At 53.9% G+C, this 20,645-nt stretch carries 20 protein-coding genes; 16 read left to right on the top strand and 4 right to left on the bottom strand.

Features of this window, described 5'->3' with window-relative positions; translation table 11 throughout:
* The first annotated feature begins 259 nt into the window (after positions 1-259).
* Together ACVB80_RS08720 and ACVB80_RS08715 are read left to right on the top strand one after the other, a co-directional pair.
* Positions 260-781, top strand: a complete 522-nt coding sequence (locus ACVB80_RS08720) for a DUF2058 domain-containing protein (RefSeq protein WP_481080900.1) — start codon at positions 260-262, stop codon at positions 779-781.
* A gap of 153 nt (positions 782-934) precedes the next feature.
* Positions 935-1,435, top strand: a complete 501-nt coding sequence (locus tag ACVB80_RS08715; protein ID WP_481080899.1) for a hypothetical protein — start codon at positions 935-937, stop codon at positions 1,433-1,435.
* 12 nt (positions 1,436-1,447) lie between these two features.
* Here the strand turns inward: ACVB80_RS08715 and ACVB80_RS08710 are convergent, their stop codons facing one another.
* A complete protein-coding gene (locus tag ACVB80_RS08710; RefSeq protein ID WP_481080898.1) occupies positions 1,448-1,843 on the bottom strand; it encodes a PPC domain-containing DNA-binding protein in 396 nt (131 codons plus the stop codon).
* Positions 1,844-1,919: 76 nt separating this feature from the next.
* On the opposite strand from ACVB80_RS08710, the gene ACVB80_RS08705 reads away from it, so the two are divergent.
* Together ACVB80_RS08705 and ACVB80_RS08700 are read left to right on the top strand one after the other, a co-directional pair.
* The gene (locus ACVB80_RS08705; RefSeq protein WP_481080897.1) at positions 1,920-2,231 is read left to right on the top strand and encodes a cupin domain-containing protein; all 312 of its coding nucleotides are present in this window, start codon (positions 1,920-1,922) and stop codon (positions 2,229-2,231) included.
* A gap of 272 nt (positions 2,232-2,503) precedes the next feature.
* Positions 2,504-3,436: a GGDEF domain-containing protein gene (locus ACVB80_RS08700; protein WP_481080896.1), complete on the top strand. Its 933-nt coding sequence runs from the start codon at positions 2,504-2,506 to the stop codon at positions 3,434-3,436.
* 16 nt (positions 3,437-3,452) lie between these two features.
* Here the strand turns inward: ACVB80_RS08700 and ACVB80_RS08695 are convergent, their stop codons facing one another.
* A complete protein-coding gene (locus tag ACVB80_RS08695) occupies positions 3,453-4,793 on the bottom strand; it encodes an MATE family efflux transporter (protein ID WP_481080895.1) in 1,341 nt (446 codons plus the stop codon).
* A gap of 132 nt (positions 4,794-4,925) precedes the next feature.
* Positions 4,926-5,402, bottom strand: coding sequence for a SixA phosphatase family protein (locus ACVB80_RS08690; RefSeq protein ID WP_481080894.1), 477 nt, complete (start codon positions 5,400-5,402; stop codon positions 4,926-4,928).
* Positions 5,403-5,581: 179 nt separating this feature from the next.
* On the opposite strand from ACVB80_RS08690, the gene ACVB80_RS08685 reads away from it, so the two are divergent.
* On the top strand, positions 5,582-5,773 hold the full coding sequence (locus ACVB80_RS08685; protein ID WP_481080893.1) for a YqaE/Pmp3 family membrane protein: 192 nt from the start codon (positions 5,582-5,584) through the stop codon (positions 5,771-5,773).
* A gap of 68 nt (positions 5,774-5,841) precedes the next feature.
* Here the strand turns inward: ACVB80_RS08685 and ACVB80_RS08680 are convergent, their stop codons facing one another.
* On the bottom strand, positions 5,842-6,171 hold the full coding sequence (locus tag ACVB80_RS08680) for a rhodanese-like domain-containing protein (protein WP_481080892.1): 330 nt from the start codon (positions 6,169-6,171) through the stop codon (positions 5,842-5,844).
* Positions 6,172-6,325: 154 nt separating this feature from the next.
* Here ACVB80_RS08680 and ACVB80_RS08675 point away from each other — a divergent pair, with 154 nt between their 5' ends.
* From ACVB80_RS08675 to cobA, 11 genes are all read left to right on the top strand, one after another.
* The gene (locus tag ACVB80_RS08675; RefSeq protein WP_481080891.1) at positions 6,326-7,522 is read left to right on the top strand and encodes a TsoY family (seleno)protein; all 1,197 of its coding nucleotides are present in this window, start codon (positions 6,326-6,328) and stop codon (positions 7,520-7,522) included.
* Between the two features lie 106 nt (positions 7,523-7,628).
* The gene (locus ACVB80_RS08670) at positions 7,629-8,216 is read left to right on the top strand and encodes a TetR/AcrR family transcriptional regulator (RefSeq protein WP_481080890.1); all 588 of its coding nucleotides are present in this window, start codon (positions 7,629-7,631) and stop codon (positions 8,214-8,216) included.
* Positions 8,217-8,326: 110 nt separating this feature from the next.
* Complete coding sequence (locus tag ACVB80_RS08665; protein WP_481080889.1) at positions 8,327-9,355, top strand: NADP-dependent oxidoreductase; 1,029 nt, start codon at positions 8,327-8,329, stop codon at positions 9,353-9,355.
* 131 nt (positions 9,356-9,486) lie between these two features.
* Complete coding sequence (gene norR / locus ACVB80_RS08660; protein ID WP_481081077.1) at positions 9,487-11,007, top strand: nitric oxide reductase transcriptional regulator NorR; 1,521 nt, start codon at positions 9,487-9,489, stop codon at positions 11,005-11,007.
* Positions 11,008-11,179: 172 nt separating this feature from the next.
* Positions 11,180-12,841 (top strand): hydroxylamine reductase, encoded by a 1,662-nt coding sequence (gene hcp, locus ACVB80_RS08655; RefSeq protein WP_481080888.1) that lies wholly within the window; start codon positions 11,180-11,182, stop codon positions 12,839-12,841.
* Positions 12,842-12,907: 66 nt separating this feature from the next.
* The gene (locus tag ACVB80_RS08650; RefSeq protein WP_481080887.1) at positions 12,908-13,963 is read left to right on the top strand and encodes an FAD-binding oxidoreductase; all 1,056 of its coding nucleotides are present in this window, start codon (positions 12,908-12,910) and stop codon (positions 13,961-13,963) included.
* 273 nt (positions 13,964-14,236) lie between these two features.
* Entirely contained in the window at positions 14,237-15,397 is a 1,161-nt protein-coding gene (locus tag ACVB80_RS08645; protein ID WP_481080886.1) for a conjugal transfer protein TraF, read from the top strand.
* Between the two features lie 410 nt (positions 15,398-15,807).
* On the top strand, positions 15,808-18,366 hold the full coding sequence (nirB, locus tag ACVB80_RS08640; protein ID WP_481080885.1) for a nitrite reductase large subunit NirB: 2,559 nt from the start codon (positions 15,808-15,810) through the stop codon (positions 18,364-18,366).
* A 2-nt stretch (positions 18,367-18,368) separates the two neighbouring features.
* Complete coding sequence (nirD, locus tag ACVB80_RS08635; protein ID WP_481080884.1) at positions 18,369-18,692, top strand: nitrite reductase small subunit NirD; 324 nt, start codon at positions 18,369-18,371, stop codon at positions 18,690-18,692.
* Positions 18,693-18,853: 161 nt separating this feature from the next.
* Positions 18,854-19,702: a formate/nitrite transporter family protein gene (locus tag ACVB80_RS08630; RefSeq protein WP_481081076.1), complete on the top strand. Its 849-nt coding sequence runs from the start codon at positions 18,854-18,856 to the stop codon at positions 19,700-19,702.
* 160 nt (positions 19,703-19,862) lie between these two features.
* Positions 19,863-20,633: a uroporphyrinogen-III C-methyltransferase gene (cobA, locus tag ACVB80_RS08625; protein ID WP_481080883.1), complete on the top strand. Its 771-nt coding sequence runs from the start codon at positions 19,863-19,865 to the stop codon at positions 20,631-20,633.
* Positions 20,634-20,645: the final 12 nt, after the last annotated feature.

The following is a 20,645-nucleotide window of genomic DNA, read 5'->3' as shown; positions in this document are numbered from 1 at the left end:
AATTGCATAGCCTACCGCAAAGTCTGCAGAATGTAATGAGATGATAAAAAGAAATAGCAGCAGATTATTATTGCTGCGACAGAGGCGGGGAGTTTTTGCTCTTGTGCGTCAAAACAAACCAGACAGACCACCGTCAGGGAGTGTGCCGGGATACGGTTTTGTCCGTTTTTACGGGATTCGGCCCGGGCGTAATTTATCTGCTTTATGGTAGACTTAGCGCCATCCCGCAAACGCTAACCCAATTACAACCGGATAGAAAATGTCAAAACTAAGCCTGCAGGAACAGCTGCTGAAAGCTGGCCTGGTGAATGAAAAGAAACTGAAGAAAGCCAAAAAAGGCTCCAAGAAATCACGTGTTCAGGCCCGTGAAGCCAAACAGGCCGTTGAAGAGAACAAAGAAGCGCAGCGCCAGCGCGATATTGAGCTGAACAAACAGCGTGAAGCAGAAAAGCTGAGCAAAGAGCTCAAAGCTCAGGTGAAGCAGCTGATTGAGATGAACCGCATCGATCTTAAGAACGGTGACATCAAGTACAACTTTACCGACGGCACCCTTGTTAAGGGCATCTATGTGACTTCTGAGGTGCGTGACCAGCTGAGTAAAGGCGTGCTGTCTGTCGCCCGCATAGAGGACGGCTACGCTGTGATCCCGTCATCTGTGGCGTACAAGATTGCCGCGCGCGACGAAGAGACCATCATCGAGAACAACTCTTCTTCTGAAGAAGCACTGGCAGAAGACGACCCGTATGCAGAGTTCGTGGTACCTGATGATCTGATGTGGTAATCCACATTAACTAACCAGTCCCGGGCAACCTGCCCGGGGTCACCAGCCTTGGGCAGTCAGCCTTGGGCAGTCAGCCCGGAGCCAATCAAACCAGGTTAACTCCCTGATATGTCATATACTTAAACCATGAGCTTAATGCTGTTGGGGGGAGTTATGAGCGAATGGTTTATGTTGGCCCAGGAGCTGTGGATTATGGCCGGCGTGCTGGTGGTCATTGTGGTGACCGGTTTTATTGTCAGTCGCCTGGTGCGTCAGCGCCTGATGCTGGCTAACCTGATCCACGAGCGTGGGCGCTGGCGGCAGGCATTTCGCGAGGAGGTGGCGCTGTTCTGCGCGCTGGCCTCTGAGCATTATTACAGCGTACACAACAAGCCACCTGCTGAGTCTGACGCGCTGTTTGCAGAGCACGTTAAAGCCCTTAATGAAGTCCGGGTGAGAGTGCGGCTTCGGCTCAATCCCAATGAGCTGATCGACAGCTATGATACCAAGTTAATCCGCGCCATGCGCCGGGTGATCCTCCAGTTTGAAACCCGCCAGTACGACAACCTTAACCGCGAGCTCGTGCGCATCGAGCGCTGTGCCCAGCGGCTGCTTAAATCGGACTGGGATCGCTCAAAAAGAGAGGCCCGCCTTGGCCACTTTGAAGGTCATTAAATCAGGCTGAAGTCAGCGTATCACCAGCTCGGTATAACCGGTGTCCGCGTCAAACTCCCGTTCAAAGTGCATCGCATCATAGCGGTGCACAATCAGCTCTGCGGTGGTTGCCACTGTGCAGCCTTCCAGCAGATGCCCGCCCCATACCCTGCCAGTGCTGTCTGCCGCAGAAATATGGACATGCTGGTGGTCAGGTGTCAGGGTACCCATCAGCGACACTATCTCAAAAGGTTCTTCCCGCTTAAGCGTGTGCCCGGCATTGGCCAGCCGGATATTGATCACAGAAAGACAGCCTGCACAGGAGGCAATACTGCCTGCTTTGATCTGGTGTTTGCTGACCAGCTCCGCAAGCGCGGACTTCAGGTCGCTGCCGCGGGTTAAACGAATGGCGATGGGAGTGACAGACATAACGGTTCCTGGCTGAAAAGAGTTGCGCTATTTTAACCATAACTACTGTTCACCGTATCCATCAAAGAGATTAAAAATGAGTAATATTTTTGACAATATCCCCGCCAGTCTGCCGGAAGAGCTGTTTGAAGATCTCGTCAGCCACAATGGTGTGCGTATCGAACGCATTCTTTCTCATGGTCACAGCTCGCCGGAAACCGGCTGGTACTGTCAGGAGGAAAACGAATGGGTGATGGTGCTTCGGGGCAAAGGCGTGCTTGAGTTTGAAGACGGCAGGGTCGTGACCCTGGGGGAGGGAGACTATATCAATATTCCCGCCCATCAGAAGCATAAAGTAGCCTCTACTGCGCCGGATGAGACCACTGTCTGGCTGGCGGTGTTCTGCTGACTTTGCTGATAACCGGGCTTTTTTATCTGGCTCAGGGTATGAGTTCCGCCCTTGTCAGAATGGCGTACCTTACAAACACTTACATCTTTTGAACTGGCTTTTCCTGGTTAATTATTCACCGGGCGGTAACTTAACTCCCCGAAATATAATGCTGCCTGCATCACTTATCTGAAAATATGCATAAGGTTGCCATGCTAATTGGGCTGGACTGGGGCAGAGCCTGGTGTATTCTTTGTAATTATACAGGTGTAATTAAATATATTGTGGCGGGTATGGATAGCCAGGAATTCAGATTACTAAAAGAGATCATTCGTGGCATTCCGGAGCTGGTACTGGTGGTGTCGGAAAAGGGCGTCTACCTGGAAGTCGGTGGGGTTTCGGAGCATGACCCCGGTGAAATAGTGGGTCGTTCACTGGCGGAGCTGTTTCCGGAGGAAACGTATCAGATGTTTCAGGCTGCGCTGGCGGAAGCTTTTGCTGATAGCAGTGGCGAAATGAAAACCATAGAGTATGAACTGGTTCCATCTCCTGAGCTGAAAATACCGTTGGAAAACAATGAGCCGCGTACCTTTGAGCTCAAGATCAACCCGCTTTCCCTGCGTCTTGATGGTGAGCGGATTGCGGTATGCATGTGCCGTGATATTACCGATATTCGCCGTCATCAGCAGGAGCTGCTTACCCTTTCTGAACGGGACCCGCTTACCAGCGTGTATAACCGAAATAAACTGATGGAACAGCTTACGCTCGCTTTTGGGGAATACGCCCGGCAGCAGACGCCCGCCAGTTTTATGATGTTTGACCTGGATAATTTTAAAGAGATCAATGACCGCTACGGCCACCAGGCTGGTGACAAGATCATCCGTCATTTTGCCGGGATTTGTAATAAGGTGTGCCGGGAGGGCGATGCTTTTGGTCGCCTCGGCGGGGATGAGTTTGGTATGGTTTTGCCGGGCACCTGTTGCAGCGAGGCGATTTACTATGCGGAGCTTATCCGAAAGCGCGTGGTGCAGAGCCGGGTGAGTTTTAAGGGAGAGCGCCTGCCACTGTCGGTGAGTATTGGTGTCAGTGGATTTGAGAAAGAGGACAAGGGCACGGAAGCGGTGATCACCCGTGCCGATCAGGCTATGTACCTCTCCAAGCATAAAGGCAAAAACAGCGTTTCATCGCATTGCCGCTCGCTGCTTTTCACCGAAAAGCATGCTTAGCGTACGGTGAAAAAAATCAGCTGATTTTAAACTTAACCCAGATTTTTGAACGCCACCGGTGGGCCATGATAAGCCCGCGAAACCATTCATCCAGCGCGATGGCCATCCATGCGCCGAACACGCCGTAGCCCCAGTGGATTCCCAGCAGCCAGGAAAAGGCTACGCCCAGTCCCCACATGCTTAAGATCCCCATCTGTACCGGGAACCGGATATCACCGGCGCCTTTCAGTGCCGAGATAAAGATAAGGTTAAACACCCGGCCCGCTTCCAGGATGACGGAGCCCATCACAAGAGAGCCCGCCAGCAGCAGTATTTCTTCCTTATCCGTAAACAGGGTCAGGATCGGTTCGCGCAGCAGGTAAATGGTACCGGCGATGGTTACCGATGCGGCGAAGCCGACCAGAAAATAGATCTGCACCCTCTTCAGAATGCTCTCAATCCAGCCTTTACCAATGTAATACCCGGTCTGGATCTGGGTGGCCTGGCCTATCGCCAGCGCAATGGCGAACGAGAAGCGGGCAATATTCTGCGCGTAAGTGAATGCTGCCAGGGACGCGGTGCCCATCTGTACCACAAAGTAGACAATGGTGATTTGCGCCATATTGTAAGACAGTACCTCTCCGGCGTTCATCCCGCCGATGCGCAGGATCTTTTTATACACCTCACCCGGCACCTGCGCCAGCGAGCGCATTGGAAGGGATATGGAGCTGCGCAGCAAAATGCCTCCCAGCGCCAGGGTACCAATGACCTGGCTTATCACTGTAGCGACCGCCACACCCTGAACGCCATATACCGGCAGACCGAATGGCTGATAGAGCGCGATATAGTTACCGATAACGTTAAGTACGCCGCTGACCAGATTAACGATCATCGGTGATCGGGAATAACCATGGCTGCGTAAAATGGTGGTAAACACGATGCCGATGGTGACGTTAAACGTCATGGCGCCGCTGATCAGCAGATAATCACGGGCATACTGTTCGACCTGTGCTTCCAGGCCATACCAGGGCAGCAGGTGTTTCGCTCCCAGTACTGCCAGTACGCTGAGCAGCAGTCCAATCACCACCGACAGGGCGATACTGGCTACCCCGACATGGGTGGAATCGCGTCCGCGGTCTGCGCCGTTATACTGGGCGATCAAAATTCCGGTGCCACTGCTGACAAAGGTGGAAACGATGATCAAAAAGAAAGTCAGCTGGGTGATCACCCCGACAGCCGACACGGCTTTATCGGAATAGCCCGAGAGCATGAAAACGTCACTGGTACCGAGCGCTGTTCTTAGCAGAATTTCCACTAATATCGGCCACGCAAGCGCGGTGATCGACATACGTTTGTTGATATTCTGAGGGTTGGACATGGAACAGACCTGCACTAAAACAGCCCGGTAAATTGCTTGTGGGGCAGTGTGTTAAACGATTTCAGTTTGGCGGCTGATTGTACAGCTTATGAACAAAAAGACCTACAGAAATTACCGGTATCCGGCGCAGTTTCACGTACCCGATGGCCGCCAGAGTTTGATGATGCTGGCACACCCGGGGGTCAGGGTGCTCCAGTTGTCACTATGGAGTGACAACTGCAAAAGATGGCTGGTTTTAAGCACCACACCTTCCCCAAGTAAGCGCTCTGCCAGGATCTCCAGTGACGGGTTATGGCCAATCAGGGTAAGGTGGTGGAGGTGGCCAGCGTGGCTTATCAGATGCCACAGTCCGCCGGAGCTGGCGTCGTAGATGTCAGGTTTCAGTATCAGCCTGCCGCTGAGTTCCGGGCGTCCCTGCAGCAGGGCGCTGGCGGTGGTGTAGGCGCGCACCGCCGGAGAGCACCAGATTTCATCCACATCATCCGGAAAGCCTTCCCAAATCCGCGCTGCCTGCCGGTAGCCGCGGGCGTTAAGCGGGCGGAGGAAATCATCCAGCCCGGCGTAGTCCCAGCTGGATTTGGCGTGGCGCAGCAGAGTCAGGGTAAGCATAGTTATTTGTGCAGTCAGTCCGGTGATAATTTGAGTATAGAAGGGAGGCGCTCGTACAAAGTGTTTTTTGATGACCATTCAGTCTGGCTGATGGGATACAGCAAACAATAACCTGGCTTGACCCGCCGCTCTCTTTGGTTATCATTCCTGTTGATACATTCATCACCGGAGACAGAGTTATGCGACTCATTCTTGCCCTGCTGCTGCCGTGGTTGCAGTTCTTTACCATTGGCCGGCCGTTTGCGGGAATTTTCTGCCTGATCCTGCAGCTGACCCTTATTGGCTGGCTTCCGGCTGCGATTTGGTCTGTGTATGCGCTGAGCCAGTACAAGACTGACCGGAAAATTGAAGAGGCGTTTCGCGACAGATAATTGCGAATCACAGAAAAGACAAAAGCCCGGGCAGACAGTCCCGGGCTTTGTTTTTGGTCTGCACGCTGTTACTGGCTCAACCTGGCCAGATTATTCAGACTTCCTGCGTTGGTCACATCAGAAAAACCATTTTGTTTCAGCCAGTTCACTGCGTGCTTTGAGCGCATCCCTGACTGGCAGCACACCAGAATGCACTGCTGCTTATCTTTATGCCTGCCGGCAAAGTGCTCCAACTGATCCAGCGGAACATTTTTCGTTTCCGGCAGTGCTCCCGCGCGGTACTCTGCCGGGCTGCGTACATCCAGGATCAGTGGTTTATCTGCCAGTTTTTGTTTGATCTCATCATCATTGCCACCCGCTCCGGTGAACAGGGAAAACAGTCCGCTCAGCATCATCATTACTCCGCCTTGATTTAAATTAGTGATTTCTAATCTAAATGGAGTGACGGGAAAAATCAATATTAGAAAAAGCTAAAATAATACTTGCCAAACCGCTTTTTCGTGCCTAGATTAGATTTAACTAATATAGTAACACCTAAACAAGGAGCGACACATGTTAAGACGAAACCTGGGAGAGAACTACTCTCCGCTCTACTTTTTAGCGGCTCTGGGGCCAGGCGGTCTGGCTATTTCGTTCTTTATGTACCTGATGTTTCTGGTTCCTCATAAAGGCGTGCCTATGGCGGCGCTGCAGCACTGGTTACCCCTGGTGACAGCTGGCGGAGTCAAAGCGGTATTGATCCTTGCCGTACTGGCCATTTTTATCGCGCTGGCGATCACCCATTTTGTCCTGCTGGTGTGGAACTTTAAGCGCTTTGGTGAGTTTAAACAGACAGCGGCATACGATGCGCTCAGACAGAGTAACGCAGAAGTCACCCTGATGGCGCTGCCGCTGACCGTGGCCATGAGCATTAACCTGATGTTTGTTGCCGGCAGCCTGTTTGTGCCTGGCCTGTGGAGCTTTGTACAGCCGCTTTTCCCGGTTGCAGCGCTTGGTTTTACCCTGGTAGGTATGTGGGCACTGGCTGTTTATGGCCGTTACATGATGCGCCTGTTCGAACAGGGCAACTTTAATCACGAGGCGAACAATAGTTTTGCCCAGCTGCTTGGGCCATTTACCTTCTCCATGGTGGCCGTTGGCCTGGCGGCCCCGGGTGCTATGAGTCACAGCCCGGTTGTCAGCGGTATCGCGCTGTCCCTTTCCTCTCTGTTTGCCGGACTGACAGCGATTCTGACGGTGGTATGGCTGTTTGCCGCGCTGAAGCAAATCTCGGTGAAAGGCTTTGATAAAGCCGCGGCACCAACCCTGTGGATCCTTATTCCGGTGCTGACTCTGCTGGGCATTACTTTTGTCCGCCAGACCATGGGTGTGCACCATAACTTCGCTGCCGATTTGCAAAACAGCAACTTCCTGCAGCTGATGAGCCTGTTCCTCGGCCTGCAGATTGTGATTGGCGTATTTGGTCACAAGGTGATGAACAGAATGGGTTACTACCAGGAGTTTGTGCACGGTGAGAAAAACAGCCCGGCTTCGTTTGGCCTGGTCTGCCCGGGTGTTGCGCTGGTGGTGTTTGGCTTCTTCTTCATTAATTATGCGCTGATCATGAACGGCGTGATCGATAAGTACAGCCTGGCGCACTGGGCTCTGCTGGTGCCACTGATGGCGGTGCAGTTACTGACAACCAAAGTGATGCTTAAGCTGATGAAGCGGCAGTTGCTTGAAGTTCAGCCAGTGAACGCCAAAGCGTAACGCGGGAGTATAAACAGCAGCCGCTTACCTTCACCGGTAAGCGGCTTTTTTGTGCCGTAAGAAAAAAACTAGACGACTGGTCTAATTTCGATCAAGAATATTACCCATGAAGAGTAAAACCAATGAAACACGCCAGCATATCCTGGAGACCGGCTACCAGCTGGTCGTCAGCAAAGGCTTCACCGCCGTTGGCCTGTCAGAACTGCTGAAAACCGCCGGGGTGCCGAAAGGCTCTTTCTATCACTACTTTAAGTCGAAAGAGCAGTTTGGTGAGGTGCTGATCAGCGACTATATCGACAACTACCTGACCCGGCTGGCCGGTGTGCTGGAGCACGCTGAAGGAAATGCATATCAGCGCCTGAACGATTATTTCTCCCGCTGGCTGGCGACAGAAGACGGGGTGTGTAACGCCAACAAATGCCTGGTGGTGAAACTGAGCGCTGAAGTCTCTGACCTGTCTGAGCCGATGCGTGAGGCGCTTAACCGCGGTGCAGAGCAGATTGTCTCTGCCATCGCCCGGGCGATCGGGCAGGGAATCGAAGAAGGCTCGGTAACCGACCAGGATGCTGAGTGCAGTGCCCGGACCCTGTATCAGACCTGGCTGGGTGCCAGTCTGCTCAACAAGCTGAGCCAGGACATGAGTAATCTTGAGCACGCGCTGAGCTTTACTCAATCAATGCTTAAACAAAAGTAAACGCTTACTGATTAACCCGCTTTTGATAAGCGGGATTTTTACACAACAAGACTAGACGACTGGTCTAATTGACCGAAACAGATCGTCAGCCATAAAAAAGGAAACCGACCATGACAGAACTTAACCGCCGCATTGTGCTGGCTTCACGCCCGGCAGGCGCACCGACCGATGACAATTTCCGTCTGGAGAGCATCGCTAAACCACAGCCCGGGGAAGGTCAGGTACTGCTGCGCACCGTTTACCTCTCGCTGGACCCCTATATGCGCGGGCGGATGAATGACGCCAAATCTTACGCTGACCCGGTTGCACTCAATGAAGTGATGGTTGGCGGCACCGTGTGTCAGGTGGAAGTTTCGAATCATCCGGACTACCAGGTGGGTGAGTGGGTGCTCGCGTTCAGTGGCTGGCAGGATTACGCGCTCTCAGATGGTGAGGGTTTACTTAAGCTGGGTATGGAGCCTGCCGCGCCATCTTACGCGCTGGGCGTAATGGGGATGCCGGGCTTTACCGCTTACATGGGGCTGCTCGATATCGGCCAGCCAAAAGCGGGTGAAACCGTGGTCGTAGCCGCGGCAACCGGCGCGGTGGGTTCTATGGTCGGCCAGATCGCCAAACTGAAAGGTTGCAGGGTGGTGGGTATCGCAGGCGGCATCGATAAATGCCGCTACGCGGTCGAAAAGCTTGGCTTTGATGCCTGTATCAACCACAAAGATGCGGATATGGCAGACAAGCTTGCGGTGGCGTGCGACAAAGGGATCGATGTCTATTTTGAAAACGTCGGCGGCAAAGTGTTTGACGCGGTGATGCCGCTGCTCAATACCAGCGCGCGTATTCCGCTGTGTGGCCTTATCTCCCAGTACAATGCGACCGAACTGCCACAGGGGCCGGATCGTATGTCGATGCTGATGGGTCAGCTGCTTATCAAACGGATTAAGATGCAGGGCTTTATCATCTTTGACGATTACGGCCACCGCTATGGTGAGTTTGCCGCGGATATGGGCAAATGGCTGGCGGAAGGGAAAATTCAGTACCGTGAACACCTGGTTCAGGGGCTGGAAGAAGCGCCTCAGGCCTTTATCGGGCTGCTGGAAGGTGAGAACTTCGGCAAGCTGGTGGTTCAGGTTAATCAGCCGCTGTAAGGGACGATGAGTCCAGCCTGCTTGATCGTTGTCATAATTACAACGGTTAACCATAAGGGGTGATGTTCACGTGACATCACCCCTTGCTATTATCACCGCTTCTTAACTCTTTTTCAGGATCGCCCGTGAATATCGACCAGGTGCTGCTCAGGCTGGCACTTAACTTAAGCTCCAATCTCGCCGGAGAGAAACAGTATCAGCACCTTATCGACGGGATCGGCGAGGTCTTTCCCTGTGATGCCAGTGCCCTGTTTATCCTCGATCAGGATGGCTTCCTTAAACCGGTCGCGGTTAAAGGGCTGTCACCTGCGGTGCTGGGGCGGCGCTTTTTTCCCGGCGCCCACCCCCGTCTGGAAGCCATTATGCAGAGCAGAGAACCGGTGCGGTTTAAAGCCGATTGTGATCTTCCTGACCCGTTTGACGGTGTACTGCTGACCGAAGCGGCAACCATAGACGTGCACGACTGCCTGGGGTGCAGCCTGTACGTGCAGGGGGAACTGGTCGGGGTGTTGACCATGGACTCGCTTACCGTGGGCGCATTTGACGATATTGAGCCGGTAGCGATTGAGACCTTTGCCGCGCTGGCGGCGGCGACGCTGCGCAATATCGGCCAACTGAAAGCGCTTAAAGCACAGAACAAAAAGCAGAAGTACGTCACCCAGACCCTGATACAGCAGGCGCGCAGCCAGCAGGGGGAGATGGTTGGTCTCAGCGCCCAGATGCAGCAGCTGAGGACCAATATTTCTACCGTGGCCCGCTCCGATTACGCGGTGCTGATCACCGGCGAAACCGGCACCGGTAAGGAGCTGGTCGCGCACCAGCTTCACGCTCAGTCACACCGCGCTGACCGGCCGATGATCTACATTAACTGTGCCGCGCTGCCCGAAGGGCTGGCGGAAAGCGAGCTGTTTGGCCACGTCAAAGGCGCGTTTACCGGCGCCAGCAGCCACCGGGCGGGTAAGTTTGAACTGGCTGATGGCGGTACCCTGTTTCTCGATGAAGTCGGTGAGCTGCCGTTGCTGCTTCAGGCCAAGCTGCTGCGGGTTATCCAGCAGGGAGAAGTGCAGAGGGTTGGCTCCGATAAGCACCTGACGGTCAATGTACGTATCGTCGCGGCGACCAACCGGGACCTGGCCAGTGAGGTGGAGCAGGGGCAGTTCCGGGCAGATCTCTATCACCGGCTGAATGTGTTTCCTATCGCTGTGCCGCCGCTTCGCAGCCGCGAAGGCGATATCGCGGTACTGGCCGGGCATCTGCTGGAAAAAGTTCGCCACCAGTTCAACGTGCCCAACCTGCATATTCACCCTAAGGCGCTCGCTTTTCTTGAGAGCCAGTCCTGGCCGGGTAACGTGCGCGAGCTGGAACATACCCTGACCCGTGGTGCGCTGCGCGCCATGGGGGAAGAGTCTCACACCATTTATGCCCATCAGCTTGGCCTGGTTCCGGACGCTGGTGATGTCAAAAACACATCTGACTATTTCCCGACAGAGGGGGCCCCGATGCGCGCTCTGGTCGAGCGTTATCAGGCTGACCTGATCCGCCATGCACTTGATAAATCGGATGGAATCTGGTCAAAAGCGGCAGATTTTCTTCAAACCGACCGGGGTAATCTCTACCGGATGGGTAAGAAGCTCGCGGTGAAACCTGAATAAAGGATGTAAAAAACACATCACCTTCGATGTGTTTTTTACAACAAATCCCGCCACTCGGCTATATTAATTCCTTAAATATCAAACAGATAACAATTGGCACGTTCGCTGCTATTCCTGTGTTAATTCAATCCCGGCGCGCCCGGGTAATAATAAAACAACACTGGAGACTGTTATGTTCTGTATTCAATGTGAGCAGACGATTCAAACCCCGGCAGTAAAAGGCTGCTCTTTCGCTCAGGGTATGTGTGGCAAAACGGCTGAAGTATCTGACCTTCAGGACGTGCTGGTTTACGCCATTCAGGGCGTATCTTACTGGGCGGTGCTGGCAAATGAGCAGGGCATTGTTGATGAAGAAGTGAACCAGTGGGCGCCAAAAGCATTCTTTGCCACCCTTACCAACGTGAACTTTGACCCGGAGCGTATCCTTGAACTGACCCGTCAGGCGACGGTATTCAGCGCCCGTCTAAAACAGCAGGTAACCGCAGCGTATCAGCTGGCCGGTAACGCCCTGCCTGAGCTGCCGGAAGTTGCCCTTTTTGAACTGCCGCAAAGCGCTGAAGAGGTGCTGGCGTTTGCGCCTCAGGTCGCGGTGAACCGCGGCAAAGAGAGCGTCCATGAAGACGTGATCGGTCTGCGTCTGCTCTGCCTGTATGGCCTGAAGGGGGCTGCAGCCTATATGGAGCATGCCCGCGTACTGGAGCAAACCAGTGAAGCGATTTACGCCGAGTTCCATCAGATCATGTCCTGGCTGGGTACAGACCCTGAAGATCTGGGCGCGCTGCTGGATTGCTCGATGCAGATCGGCCTGATGAACTACAAAGTGATGGAGATGCTCGATCTGGGTGAGACCGCTACTTTTGGTCATCCAGAGCCGACCCAGGTCAATATCAAACCGGTTAAAGGCAAATGTATTCTGGTTTCCGGCCACGACCTGCACGACCTTGAGAAAATTCTGCAGCAGACCGAAGGCCTTGGGATTAACGTCTACACCAACGGTGAGATGCTTCCTGCACACGGCTACCCTGAACTGAACAAATACCCGCACCTGGCGGGTAACTACGGCAGCGCGTGGCAGAACCAGCAGAAAGAGTTTGCCAACTTCCCGGGCGCTATCGTGATGACCTCTAACTGCCTGCTGAATCCGGATGTTGGCCAGTACGCAGACCGCCTGTTTACCCGCAGCATCGTTGGCTGGCCGGGTGTGGCACACCTGGAAGGGGATGACTTTGGCGAAGTGATCCGCTGCGCTCAGGAGCTGCCTGGTTTCCAGTACGATGAAATTGAACACATGATCACGGTGGGCTTTGGCCGCAACGCTCTGATGAGCGCGGCACCGGCGGTGATCGACCAGGTGAAACAGGGCAATATCGGCCACTTCTTCCTGGTCGGCGGCTGTGACGGTGACAAAGCAGAACGCAGCTACTACAGCGACTTCACTGCCCAGGCACCGGATAACAGCCTGATCCTGACCCTGGCGTGTGGCAAGTACCGCTTTAACAGCAACGAGTTCGGTGACATCAATGGCATTCCGCGCCTGCTCGATGTTGGTCAGTGTAACGATGCTTACTCGGCCATTCAGCTGGCACTGGCACTGGCCAAAGAGTTTGACTGTGACATTAACGAGCTGCCTCTGACCCTGGTTCTGTCGTGGTTTGAGCAGAAAGCGATTGTGATTCTGCTGACCCTGTTTGCGCTGGGCGTTAAAGGCATCTATACCGGTCCGACGGCACCGGCCTTCCTGACTGACAACCTGCTTGCCATTATCCAGGAAAAATTCGATATGCGTTCAATCTCAACGGTTGAGCAGGACCTGAAGACCATTCTTGCCGCCTGATCCTGACCGGCTCTCTTCATATGGAGAGAGCCGTCCGGAATCGCGTTTTTCTTTCAGGAGAGAGATATGTCAGAGAAATGGCAACAAGGCCAGCCGGTGACCATGCGCTGTATTGATAAGTGGCATGAGACGCCGGATACCGTCAGCTTCCGGTTGAGTACAGAGCCGGAAAACCGGTTTGAGTTTAAGCCGGGTCAGTTTGTGAATCTGGGTGTAGAGATCGACGGGAAGCGCCATTATCGCTCCTATTCGCTCAGCTCTTTGCCGGGTGAGTCCAGCCTGCAGTTAACCGTGAAGCGGGTTGATGGGGGGCTGGTATCGGCTTATCTGGTGGAGCGTCTGGCCGTGGGTGAGTTACTGGAAGTGATGGCTCCGGTGGGTGAGTTCAATGCGCTCGACCATCCTCCCCGGCAAAAAGTCCTGCTGGTCAGCGCGGGTTGCGGGATAACCCCGGTTTATTCCATGGCCTGTTACTGGCTGGCGCAGCAGAAGGGGCCGGATATCCAGTTTTTGCACGTAGCCAAAGACAGCGCCAGAACCATCTATTTTGATCAGCTGCAAACCCTGGCTGCCGCGCACCCTCGGTTTACACTCAGCCTGCTGCTCAAAGACGCCAGCGGGACTGACTTTTCGCAGGGGAGGCTTGATCAGAACTGGCTGGCAAAGCTGGTCCCTGATATTGCAGAACGCAGCGTTTATCTGTGTGGCCCAGAAGCCTTCATGCAAGATGTGAAAACCTGGTTCAGTGCCCTTGGTGGCAATCCGGAGCATTTCTGCCAGGAGAGCTTTACCCCGTCGCATGCCGCCGTGGAACGTGCCGCTGTGGAGCAGGCCGCCGTGGAACAAGATGAAGAGACCGCCCTGAGTGTCACCGCCACCCAGTTTGGCACTGTGTTTGAGGTGACAAAAGGAGCGTTGTTGGCCGATTCAATCGAGCAGGCGGGTCTTCCGCTTATTGTCGCCTGTCGCAGTGGTATTTGCGGCTCCTGCAGGTGTAAAGTGACTCAGGGTGAGGTTGAATCTTCCAGTACTGAAACCCTGACCGAGAAGCAGATTGCCGACGGCTATGTGCTGGCCTGTTCTTCCACTGTGCAGTCTGATCTCGCGCTCGAGATCGGTTGAGCAAACCACCTTTCCTTCCGCCGGCATGCCTTACAGGAATGCCGGTTTCTTTATTATCTGGCTCAGCATAGTTTTGAACGGGTGTCCGTTTTAATTTCTGTCAGTCTTATCTGGTTCACACTTTACTGATTCGCTCCGCTTATTTCTTGTTGTTTACTTATGCTGTTGCCATTATTTACCTGACTGTTCAGGCGTACTGAAGTTAGTCAAATCAGCTCAGAGCAAAAATAAAACAACAACTACGAAACGTTGAATATCAACCGGAGTAAACCAATGAACTATAAAAAAACGTTGTTGGCGGCAGCAGTGGCCGCATCAGCATTTGCACAGGCCGCAGTCGCGGCGCCCTATATTGCAGACGCCAGAAGTAATGGTATGGGGAATACCGGCGTCGTATCGGCAGACTTTTTGACTTCTGCATTCCATAACCCGGCGCTCGGTGCCCTTTATCGTGACGGGGATGACGTGGGTCTGCTGATCCCGGCGATTGGCATTAACGTGCGTGACAGCGATGAGTCGGTAAAAACCATTGAAGACCTGCAGAACTTCTATGACCAGAGTGGTGGCGCGGGTTCTCCGTCAGATGCTGCCAAACTCGATGCCATGATGGATGAGCTGGAAGGCAACAAGCCGATCAACGTAACCGGTGGGGCCGGCTTTGCGGTGGCAGTTCCGATGGATACGGTATCACTGAACTTTTTTGTCGCCGGTTTTACAGAAGTGATCGCCCTTGCCAACGTGGCAGCCAAACAGTCCGGCCATAACCCCAATGACCCGACGCATGTACAGGACCGCTATAACGACTCCACGGTCGGCATGGTGGCGTTTGGTACCTATGAGTACGGCCTGGCACTGTCTAAAGTACTGAGTATTCAGGGGCAGGATATTGCGTTTGGTGTCACGCCTAAGATCCAGCGTCTGTTTACCTACTCTGCGGTGGATAAGGTTGATGATTTCAATATCGACAATTACAAAGACAGCGAAGTATCGAAAAGTGCCTTCAACATGGATCTGGGTGCAGCCTGGGTTCAGGGGCCTTTCAGGGCGGGCCTGACTATTAAAGACGTGCTGGCGCAGGAAATAGACACGGAAGTTGGCGGGTATACCTATGAACTGGGCCCGCAGTTCACCGTTGGTGGCGGATACGTGACAGAGCTGTTTACGGTCAGCGCAGATCTGGATCTGACCGCGCAAAAACGCTTTAAAGGCGTGGATGACGATACCCAGTTCTTCCGCATCGGCGTGGAAGGCAATGCCTGGAACTGGGCGCAACTGCGTGCCGGGTACGAGATGGACATGAAAGATACGGTGGATAACGCCTTTACCCTGGGTATTGGTATCAGCCCGGGCGATGTGGTCAGTGTTGATTTGGCCGGTACCTATGCCGGCAGCAACCAGTTTGGTGCGTCAGCAAACCTTGCCATTACTTTCTGAGAAACCCTTGATTTATAACATCCCCTGCGGGGGATGTTTGTTCATTTCCCCTCGTCATCCTCCTGTCTTCGGTTAACTTTTCAGTAACATTTCAGCGTGCAAAAAGACAACTCCGCCGCAATTATCTGTTCTCTTACTGTTATTTCGCGTCTGCGAAGCAAACGGTCTTAACAAGTATGTATTTTTGTTACATTACGGTAATTGTGCAATAGCGAATTAGTTACGCCGTTTACTGGCTTTTGAGATATAACCTTACAAAATAATGGGTTAAACGCACGGTTGCGTATTGGGTGATATTTCATCTACCCCTTTAGGGTAGTTTTATTTCGTAATTGATTTACATCATGTTTTCATTTTCTTTCACAATTAACAATGCGCTCAGTTAAAAGATATCAATATCAGGAATCTTTATGAGCAAGTTAAAGTTGGTCGTTATCGGTAATGGCATGGTGGGCCATCGCTACCTTGAAGACCTCGTGGAAAAAACGGACGTTTCCGGCATGGAGATCACCGTATTCTGTGAAGAGCCCCGCGTTGCGTATGACCGTGTTCACCTCTCTTCTTACTTTTCTCACCATACCGCTGACGAACTCTCGCTGGTGAAGCAGGGCTTTTATGAAAAGCACGGCATTCAGGTTCTGGTGGGTGAGCGGGCGATCAACATTAACCGCGAAAACCGGGTTGTTTATTCGGGCAGCGGCCGTGAAGTGAGTTACGACAAGCTGGTACTGGCTACCGGCTCTTACCCGTTTGTTCCGCCTGTTAAGGGTAACGAGAGCAAAGACTGTTTTGTTTACCGCACCATTGAAGACCTGAAAGCGATTGAAGCCTGTGCCAGGAACAGCAGGGTCGGCGTAGTGATTGGTGGCGGCCTGCTGGGTCTGGAAGCTGCGGGTGCGCTTAAGGCACTGGGTGTGGAAACTCACGTGGTTGAGTTCGCTCCCAAGCTGATGGCTGAGCAGCTGGACCTGGCCGGAGGCAATCAGCTTCGCCAGAAGATTGAGCGCATGGGCGTACAGGTGCACACCAGTAAAAATACCCTGGAGATTGCCCCTGAAGGCGAACATGCCCGTAATGTGATGCGTTTTGCTGATGGCACTGAACTGGAGACGGACTTTATCGTCTTCTCTGCCGGTATCCGTCCACAGGATAAGCTGGCCCGCCAGATGGGACTGGACATTGCGCCACGCGGTGGTATCGCGATTAATGACCGTTGTCAGACTTCCGATCAGGATATCTACGCCGTTGGTGAGTGTGCTTCCTGGAACGAGACTTTCTTCGGCCTGGTGGCACCGGGTTACAAAATGGCGACCGTTGCCGTTGACCACCTGCTGGGTAACGAAAGCAGATTCGAAGGTGCCGATATGAGCGCCAAGCTTAAACTGCTGGGCGTGAAAGTGGGTTCTATTGGCGATGCCAACGGCCGCACGCCAGGCTGCAAGAGCTACGTTTACCAGAACGAAGAGCAGGAAGTCTACAAGCGCCTGATCGTATCGGAAGACGGTAAGAAGCTGCTCGGCGCGGTGATGGTCGGGGATACCTCTGATTACGGTGATCTGCTGCAGCTGATGCTCAATGAAATCGACCTGCCGGAGCACCCGGATACCCTGATCCTGCCGGCGCACGCAGGCGCTGAAAAGCCGGCGCTGGGAGCCGATTCACTGCCGGAGAGTGCGGTGATCTGTTCCTGTTTTGATGTGACCAAAGGCAAAATTGCCCTGGCGGTGGCAGACGGTAACCACACTATGGCAGACATCAAAGCGGCCACCGGTGCGGGCACCGGCTGTGGCGGCTGTATTCCGCTGGTGACGTCGGTACTCAATGCTGAGCTGGCGAAATCGGGCATCGAAGTGAAAAACGATCTGTGTGAGCACTTCGCTTACTCACGTCAGGAGCTGTTCCACCTGATCCGCATTGAAGAGATCAAAACCTTCGACGAACTGCTGGAAAAATACGGCAGGGGCTACGGCTGTGAAGTGTGTAAACCTGCGGTCGGTTCGATTCTGGCGTCCTGCTGGGGTGAGCACATTCTTAAGCCGCAGCTGGTTAAGCTGCATGACACCAACGACAACTTCCTTGGCAACATTCAGAAAGACGGTACCTATTCGGTTATTCCGCGTATGGCGGGCGGTGAAGTGACGCCTCAGGCTCTGGCTGCGCTGGCAAACGTAGCGGCGGAATACGACCTGTATACCAAGGTCACCGGCGCCCAGCGTATCGGCCTGTTTGGCGCGCAGAAAGACGACCTGCCGGAGATCTGGCGCAAGCTGATCGAAGCCGGTTTTGAAACCGGTCAGGCGTACGCCAAAGCGCTGCGTATGGCGAAAACCTGTGTTGGCTCGACCTGGTGCCGCTACGGCGTGCAGGACTCGGTAGGCCTGGGCTCGTTTATTGAGAACCGCTACAAAGGCATTCGTACCCCGCACAAGATGAAGTTTGGCGTATCGGGCTGTACCCGTGAGTGTGCCGAAGCACAGGGCAAGGATTTGGGTATTATCGCCACCGATGCGGGCTGGAACATGTACGTGTGTGGTAACGGCGGGATGAAGCCACGTCACGCCGATCTGCTGGCCACTGACCTGGATCGCGAAACCCTGATCAAATACATCGACCGCTTCATGATGTTCTACATCCGCACAGCGGCACCGCTGCAGCGTACTTCAGTCTGGCTGGAGAACCTGGAAGGGGGAGTGGACTATCTGCGTGAGGTGATCGTCGATAACAAGCTGGGCATCAATGACCAGCTGGAAGCGGACGTTGCCCAACTGGTGGAAGCGTTCCGCTGTGAGTGGACCGACACCATCAACGACGAGTCGCAGCTTAAACGCTTTGCGCACTTCATTAACTCAGACAAGCGTGACGACAACGTGATGTTTGTGGCTGAGCGGGATCAACACCGTCCGGCGACTTTCACCGAAAAACATCCTGAAACCAAAGGCGACATCCTGCATGTGGCGCTGGAGAACTGATCATGGCATTTCAAACCGTTTGTGACATCAACGATATCGTACCGGGCACCGGTGTTTGTGCCCTGGTGAATGGTGAGCAGGTCGCACTGTTTCGGCCTACCGAAGCCGAGCAGGTGCTGGCGATCAGCAATACCGACCCTTTCTTTCAGGCCAACGTGCTGTCACGCGGCCTGATCTGTGAGCATCAGGGAGAGCTGTGGGTGGCAAGTCCCCTCAAAAAGCAGCGCTTTAACCTGGCCACCGGCCAGTGCATGGAAGATGAGCAGTTCAGTATCAAAGCCTACCAGGCACGGGTCGTGTCAGGTGTGGTCGAGGTCAGCGCTTAGCTTTCCTGTTCCCGTTCGGGATTTATCCGATCCCGACTGAGATTTAACAGTTAAAAGGCTTCCTGTCCGGTGCTTCTTGTAGGGAGGAGTTTACGGTCAGGGCAGGGAGCCTTTGCCTGTTCAATCTTACTTTTTCATTTCAACTTTTTGGGAGAGACATGATGTCTTATTTAAAACCGGCTGAGTTCGTCCAGACAATGATTGATACGGGCGAAGCGAAAGTTCGCACCTCAACCCGCGACCTTATCCTGCGTGGCATGATGGCCGGCGTGATTCTGTCACTGGCGGTGGTTGTGGCGATCACCACTATCGTTCAGACCGGCATTGGTATTGTGGGTGCACTTGTGTTCCCGGTTGGCTTTTGTGTTCTGAGCCTGATGGGTTATGACCTGGTGACTGGCGTATTCGGTCTGGCACCGCTGGCCAAATTTGAAAACCGCAAAGGCATTACCTGGAACCGGGTATTCCGCTGCTGGGGCTGTGTTGCGCTGGGTAACCTGATTGGCTCTCTGCTGGTGGCTTTCCTGGTAGCACTGACCTTTACCATGAATTTCAGCATTGAACCGGGTGCGGTTGGTCAGAAGTTTATCGCCGCCGCGACTGCGCGTACTGCCGGCTTTGAAGCCCACGGTATCAACGGCTGGATCACCGTATTTGTCAAAGGCATCCTGTGTAACCTGATGGTTTGTCTGGGCGTTATCGGCAACATGACCTCCCGCTCCGTTGCCGGCAAGATCGCTGCAATGTGGTTGCCTATCTTTATCTTCTTCGCTCTGGTATTCGAACACGCGGTGGTAAACATGTTCCTGTTCCCGCTGGGCATGATGCTGGGTGCTGATTTCGGCATTGCTACCTGGCTGAACTTCAACCTTATCCCGACCATTCTGGGTAACCTGGTTGGTGGCCTGGTGTTCACCTGTATCCCGCTTTACCTGACTCACGCAAAAACCGCTCCTGCTCTGGACACAGAAGAGCAGCTGTACGCGGAACCAGCGTTGAGCACCAAGTAAGCACTCACGCAAGCCCTGCCTTACCCGGCAGGGCTTGCAGTTTGGCTATAAGAGATAGGGTTTTCCCAGGACCCAGGACCCAGGACCCAGGACCCAGGACCCAGGACCCAGGACCCCGAACCTCATCCCTTATACCCAAATTGACTCCACAGGCGCAGTTATGACCTCAGTTCACAAAGCAGCAAATTCCGGCGTAAATACCGGCCTGGTTTCACTTGTCGGAGCCGGTCCCGGTGACCCGGATCTCCTCACCATGAAAGGCTACCGGGTGATCCGTGAAGCGGACGTTCTGGTGTATGACCGCCTGGTGTCAGAAGAGATCCTCGCACTGGCGGGCGACACGGCTGAGCGTATCTATGTCGGTAAGCAGCTCGACTTTCACTGTGTGCCTCAGGAGCAGATCAATCAGATTCTGGTTGAGCAGGCCCGGCTTGGAAAAAAAGTGGTGCGCCTGAAAGGTGGCGATTCATTTATCTTTGGTCGTGGCGGTGAGGAGCTGGAAACCCTGGCCGAAGCCGGAATCGCGTTTGAAGTGGTGCCGGGGATCACCGCCGCAGCGGGTGCCACTGCCTATGCCGGGATCCCGCTGACCCACCGCAGTCACGCCCAGAGCGTGCAGTTTATTACCGGTCATTTGCAAAAAGATGGTCAGGATATTGAGTGGGGCTCACTGGCTCAGTCGAACAATACTCTGGTGTTCTATATGGGCCTGAAGCAGGCCGGCCGGATTGAGGAGAATCTGCTGTCTCATGGTCTGGCTGCGGATATGCCGTGCGCCATTATCGAAAATGGTACCCGGCCAGAGCAGCGGGTGTTAAATGGCCCGCTGAGTCAGCTCTCAGAAATGGCCCGCTCTGCGGCCAGCCCGGCACTGATTGTGGTCGGCAGCGTGACTCAGCTCAGCGATAAGCTGAGGTGGTTCGGGAAGTAAGATAACCGCTCC

The organism is Vibrio sp. 9-16B-A1 (genome assembly GCF_056726165.1).
Note: the sequence above shows the minus strand (reverse complement) of the source record. Positions and strands in the feature narration are given on the sequence as shown.

Excerpts from the sequence above, each read along its gene's own strand:
- ACVB80_RS08720 (WP_481080900.1), top strand. The coding sequence starts at position 260 with ATGTCAAAACTAAGCCTGCAGGAACAGCTGCTGAAAGCTGGCCTGGTG.
- ACVB80_RS08715 (WP_481080899.1), top strand. The coding sequence starts at position 935 with ATGAGCGAATGGTTTATGTTGGCCCAGGAGCTGTGGATTATGGCCGGC.
- ACVB80_RS08710 (WP_481080898.1), bottom strand. The coding sequence starts at position 1,843 with ATGTCTGTCACTCCCATCGCCATTCGTTTAACCCGCGGCAGCGACCTG.
- ACVB80_RS08705 (WP_481080897.1), top strand. The coding sequence starts at position 1,920 with ATGAGTAATATTTTTGACAATATCCCCGCCAGTCTGCCGGAAGAGCTG.
- ACVB80_RS08700 (WP_481080896.1), top strand. The coding sequence starts at position 2,504 with ATGGATAGCCAGGAATTCAGATTACTAAAAGAGATCATTCGTGGCATT.
- ACVB80_RS08695 (WP_481080895.1), bottom strand. The coding sequence starts at position 4,793 with ATGTCCAACCCTCAGAATATCAACAAACGTATGTCGATCACCGCGCTT.
- ACVB80_RS08690 (WP_481080894.1), bottom strand. The coding sequence starts at position 5,402 with ATGCTTACCCTGACTCTGCTGCGCCACGCCAAATCCAGCTGGGACTAC.
- ACVB80_RS08685 (WP_481080893.1), top strand. The coding sequence starts at position 5,582 with ATGCGACTCATTCTTGCCCTGCTGCTGCCGTGGTTGCAGTTCTTTACC.
- ACVB80_RS08680 (WP_481080892.1), bottom strand. The coding sequence starts at position 6,171 with ATGATGATGCTGAGCGGACTGTTTTCCCTGTTCACCGGAGCGGGTGGC.
- ACVB80_RS08675 (WP_481080891.1), top strand. The coding sequence starts at position 6,326 with ATGTTAAGACGAAACCTGGGAGAGAACTACTCTCCGCTCTACTTTTTA.
- ACVB80_RS08670 (WP_481080890.1), top strand. The coding sequence starts at position 7,629 with ATGAAGAGTAAAACCAATGAAACACGCCAGCATATCCTGGAGACCGGC.
- ACVB80_RS08665 (WP_481080889.1), top strand. The coding sequence starts at position 8,327 with ATGACAGAACTTAACCGCCGCATTGTGCTGGCTTCACGCCCGGCAGGC.
- hcp (WP_481080888.1), top strand. The coding sequence starts at position 11,180 with ATGTTCTGTATTCAATGTGAGCAGACGATTCAAACCCCGGCAGTAAAA.
- ACVB80_RS08650 (WP_481080887.1), top strand. The coding sequence starts at position 12,908 with ATGTCAGAGAAATGGCAACAAGGCCAGCCGGTGACCATGCGCTGTATT.
- ACVB80_RS08645 (WP_481080886.1), top strand. The coding sequence starts at position 14,237 with ATGAACTATAAAAAAACGTTGTTGGCGGCAGCAGTGGCCGCATCAGCA.
- nirB (WP_481080885.1), top strand. The coding sequence starts at position 15,808 with ATGAGCAAGTTAAAGTTGGTCGTTATCGGTAATGGCATGGTGGGCCAT.
- nirD (WP_481080884.1), top strand. The coding sequence starts at position 18,369 with ATGGCATTTCAAACCGTTTGTGACATCAACGATATCGTACCGGGCACC.
- ACVB80_RS08630 (WP_481081076.1), top strand. The coding sequence starts at position 18,854 with ATGTCTTATTTAAAACCGGCTGAGTTCGTCCAGACAATGATTGATACG.
- cobA (WP_481080883.1), top strand. The coding sequence starts at position 19,863 with ATGACCTCAGTTCACAAAGCAGCAAATTCCGGCGTAAATACCGGCCTG.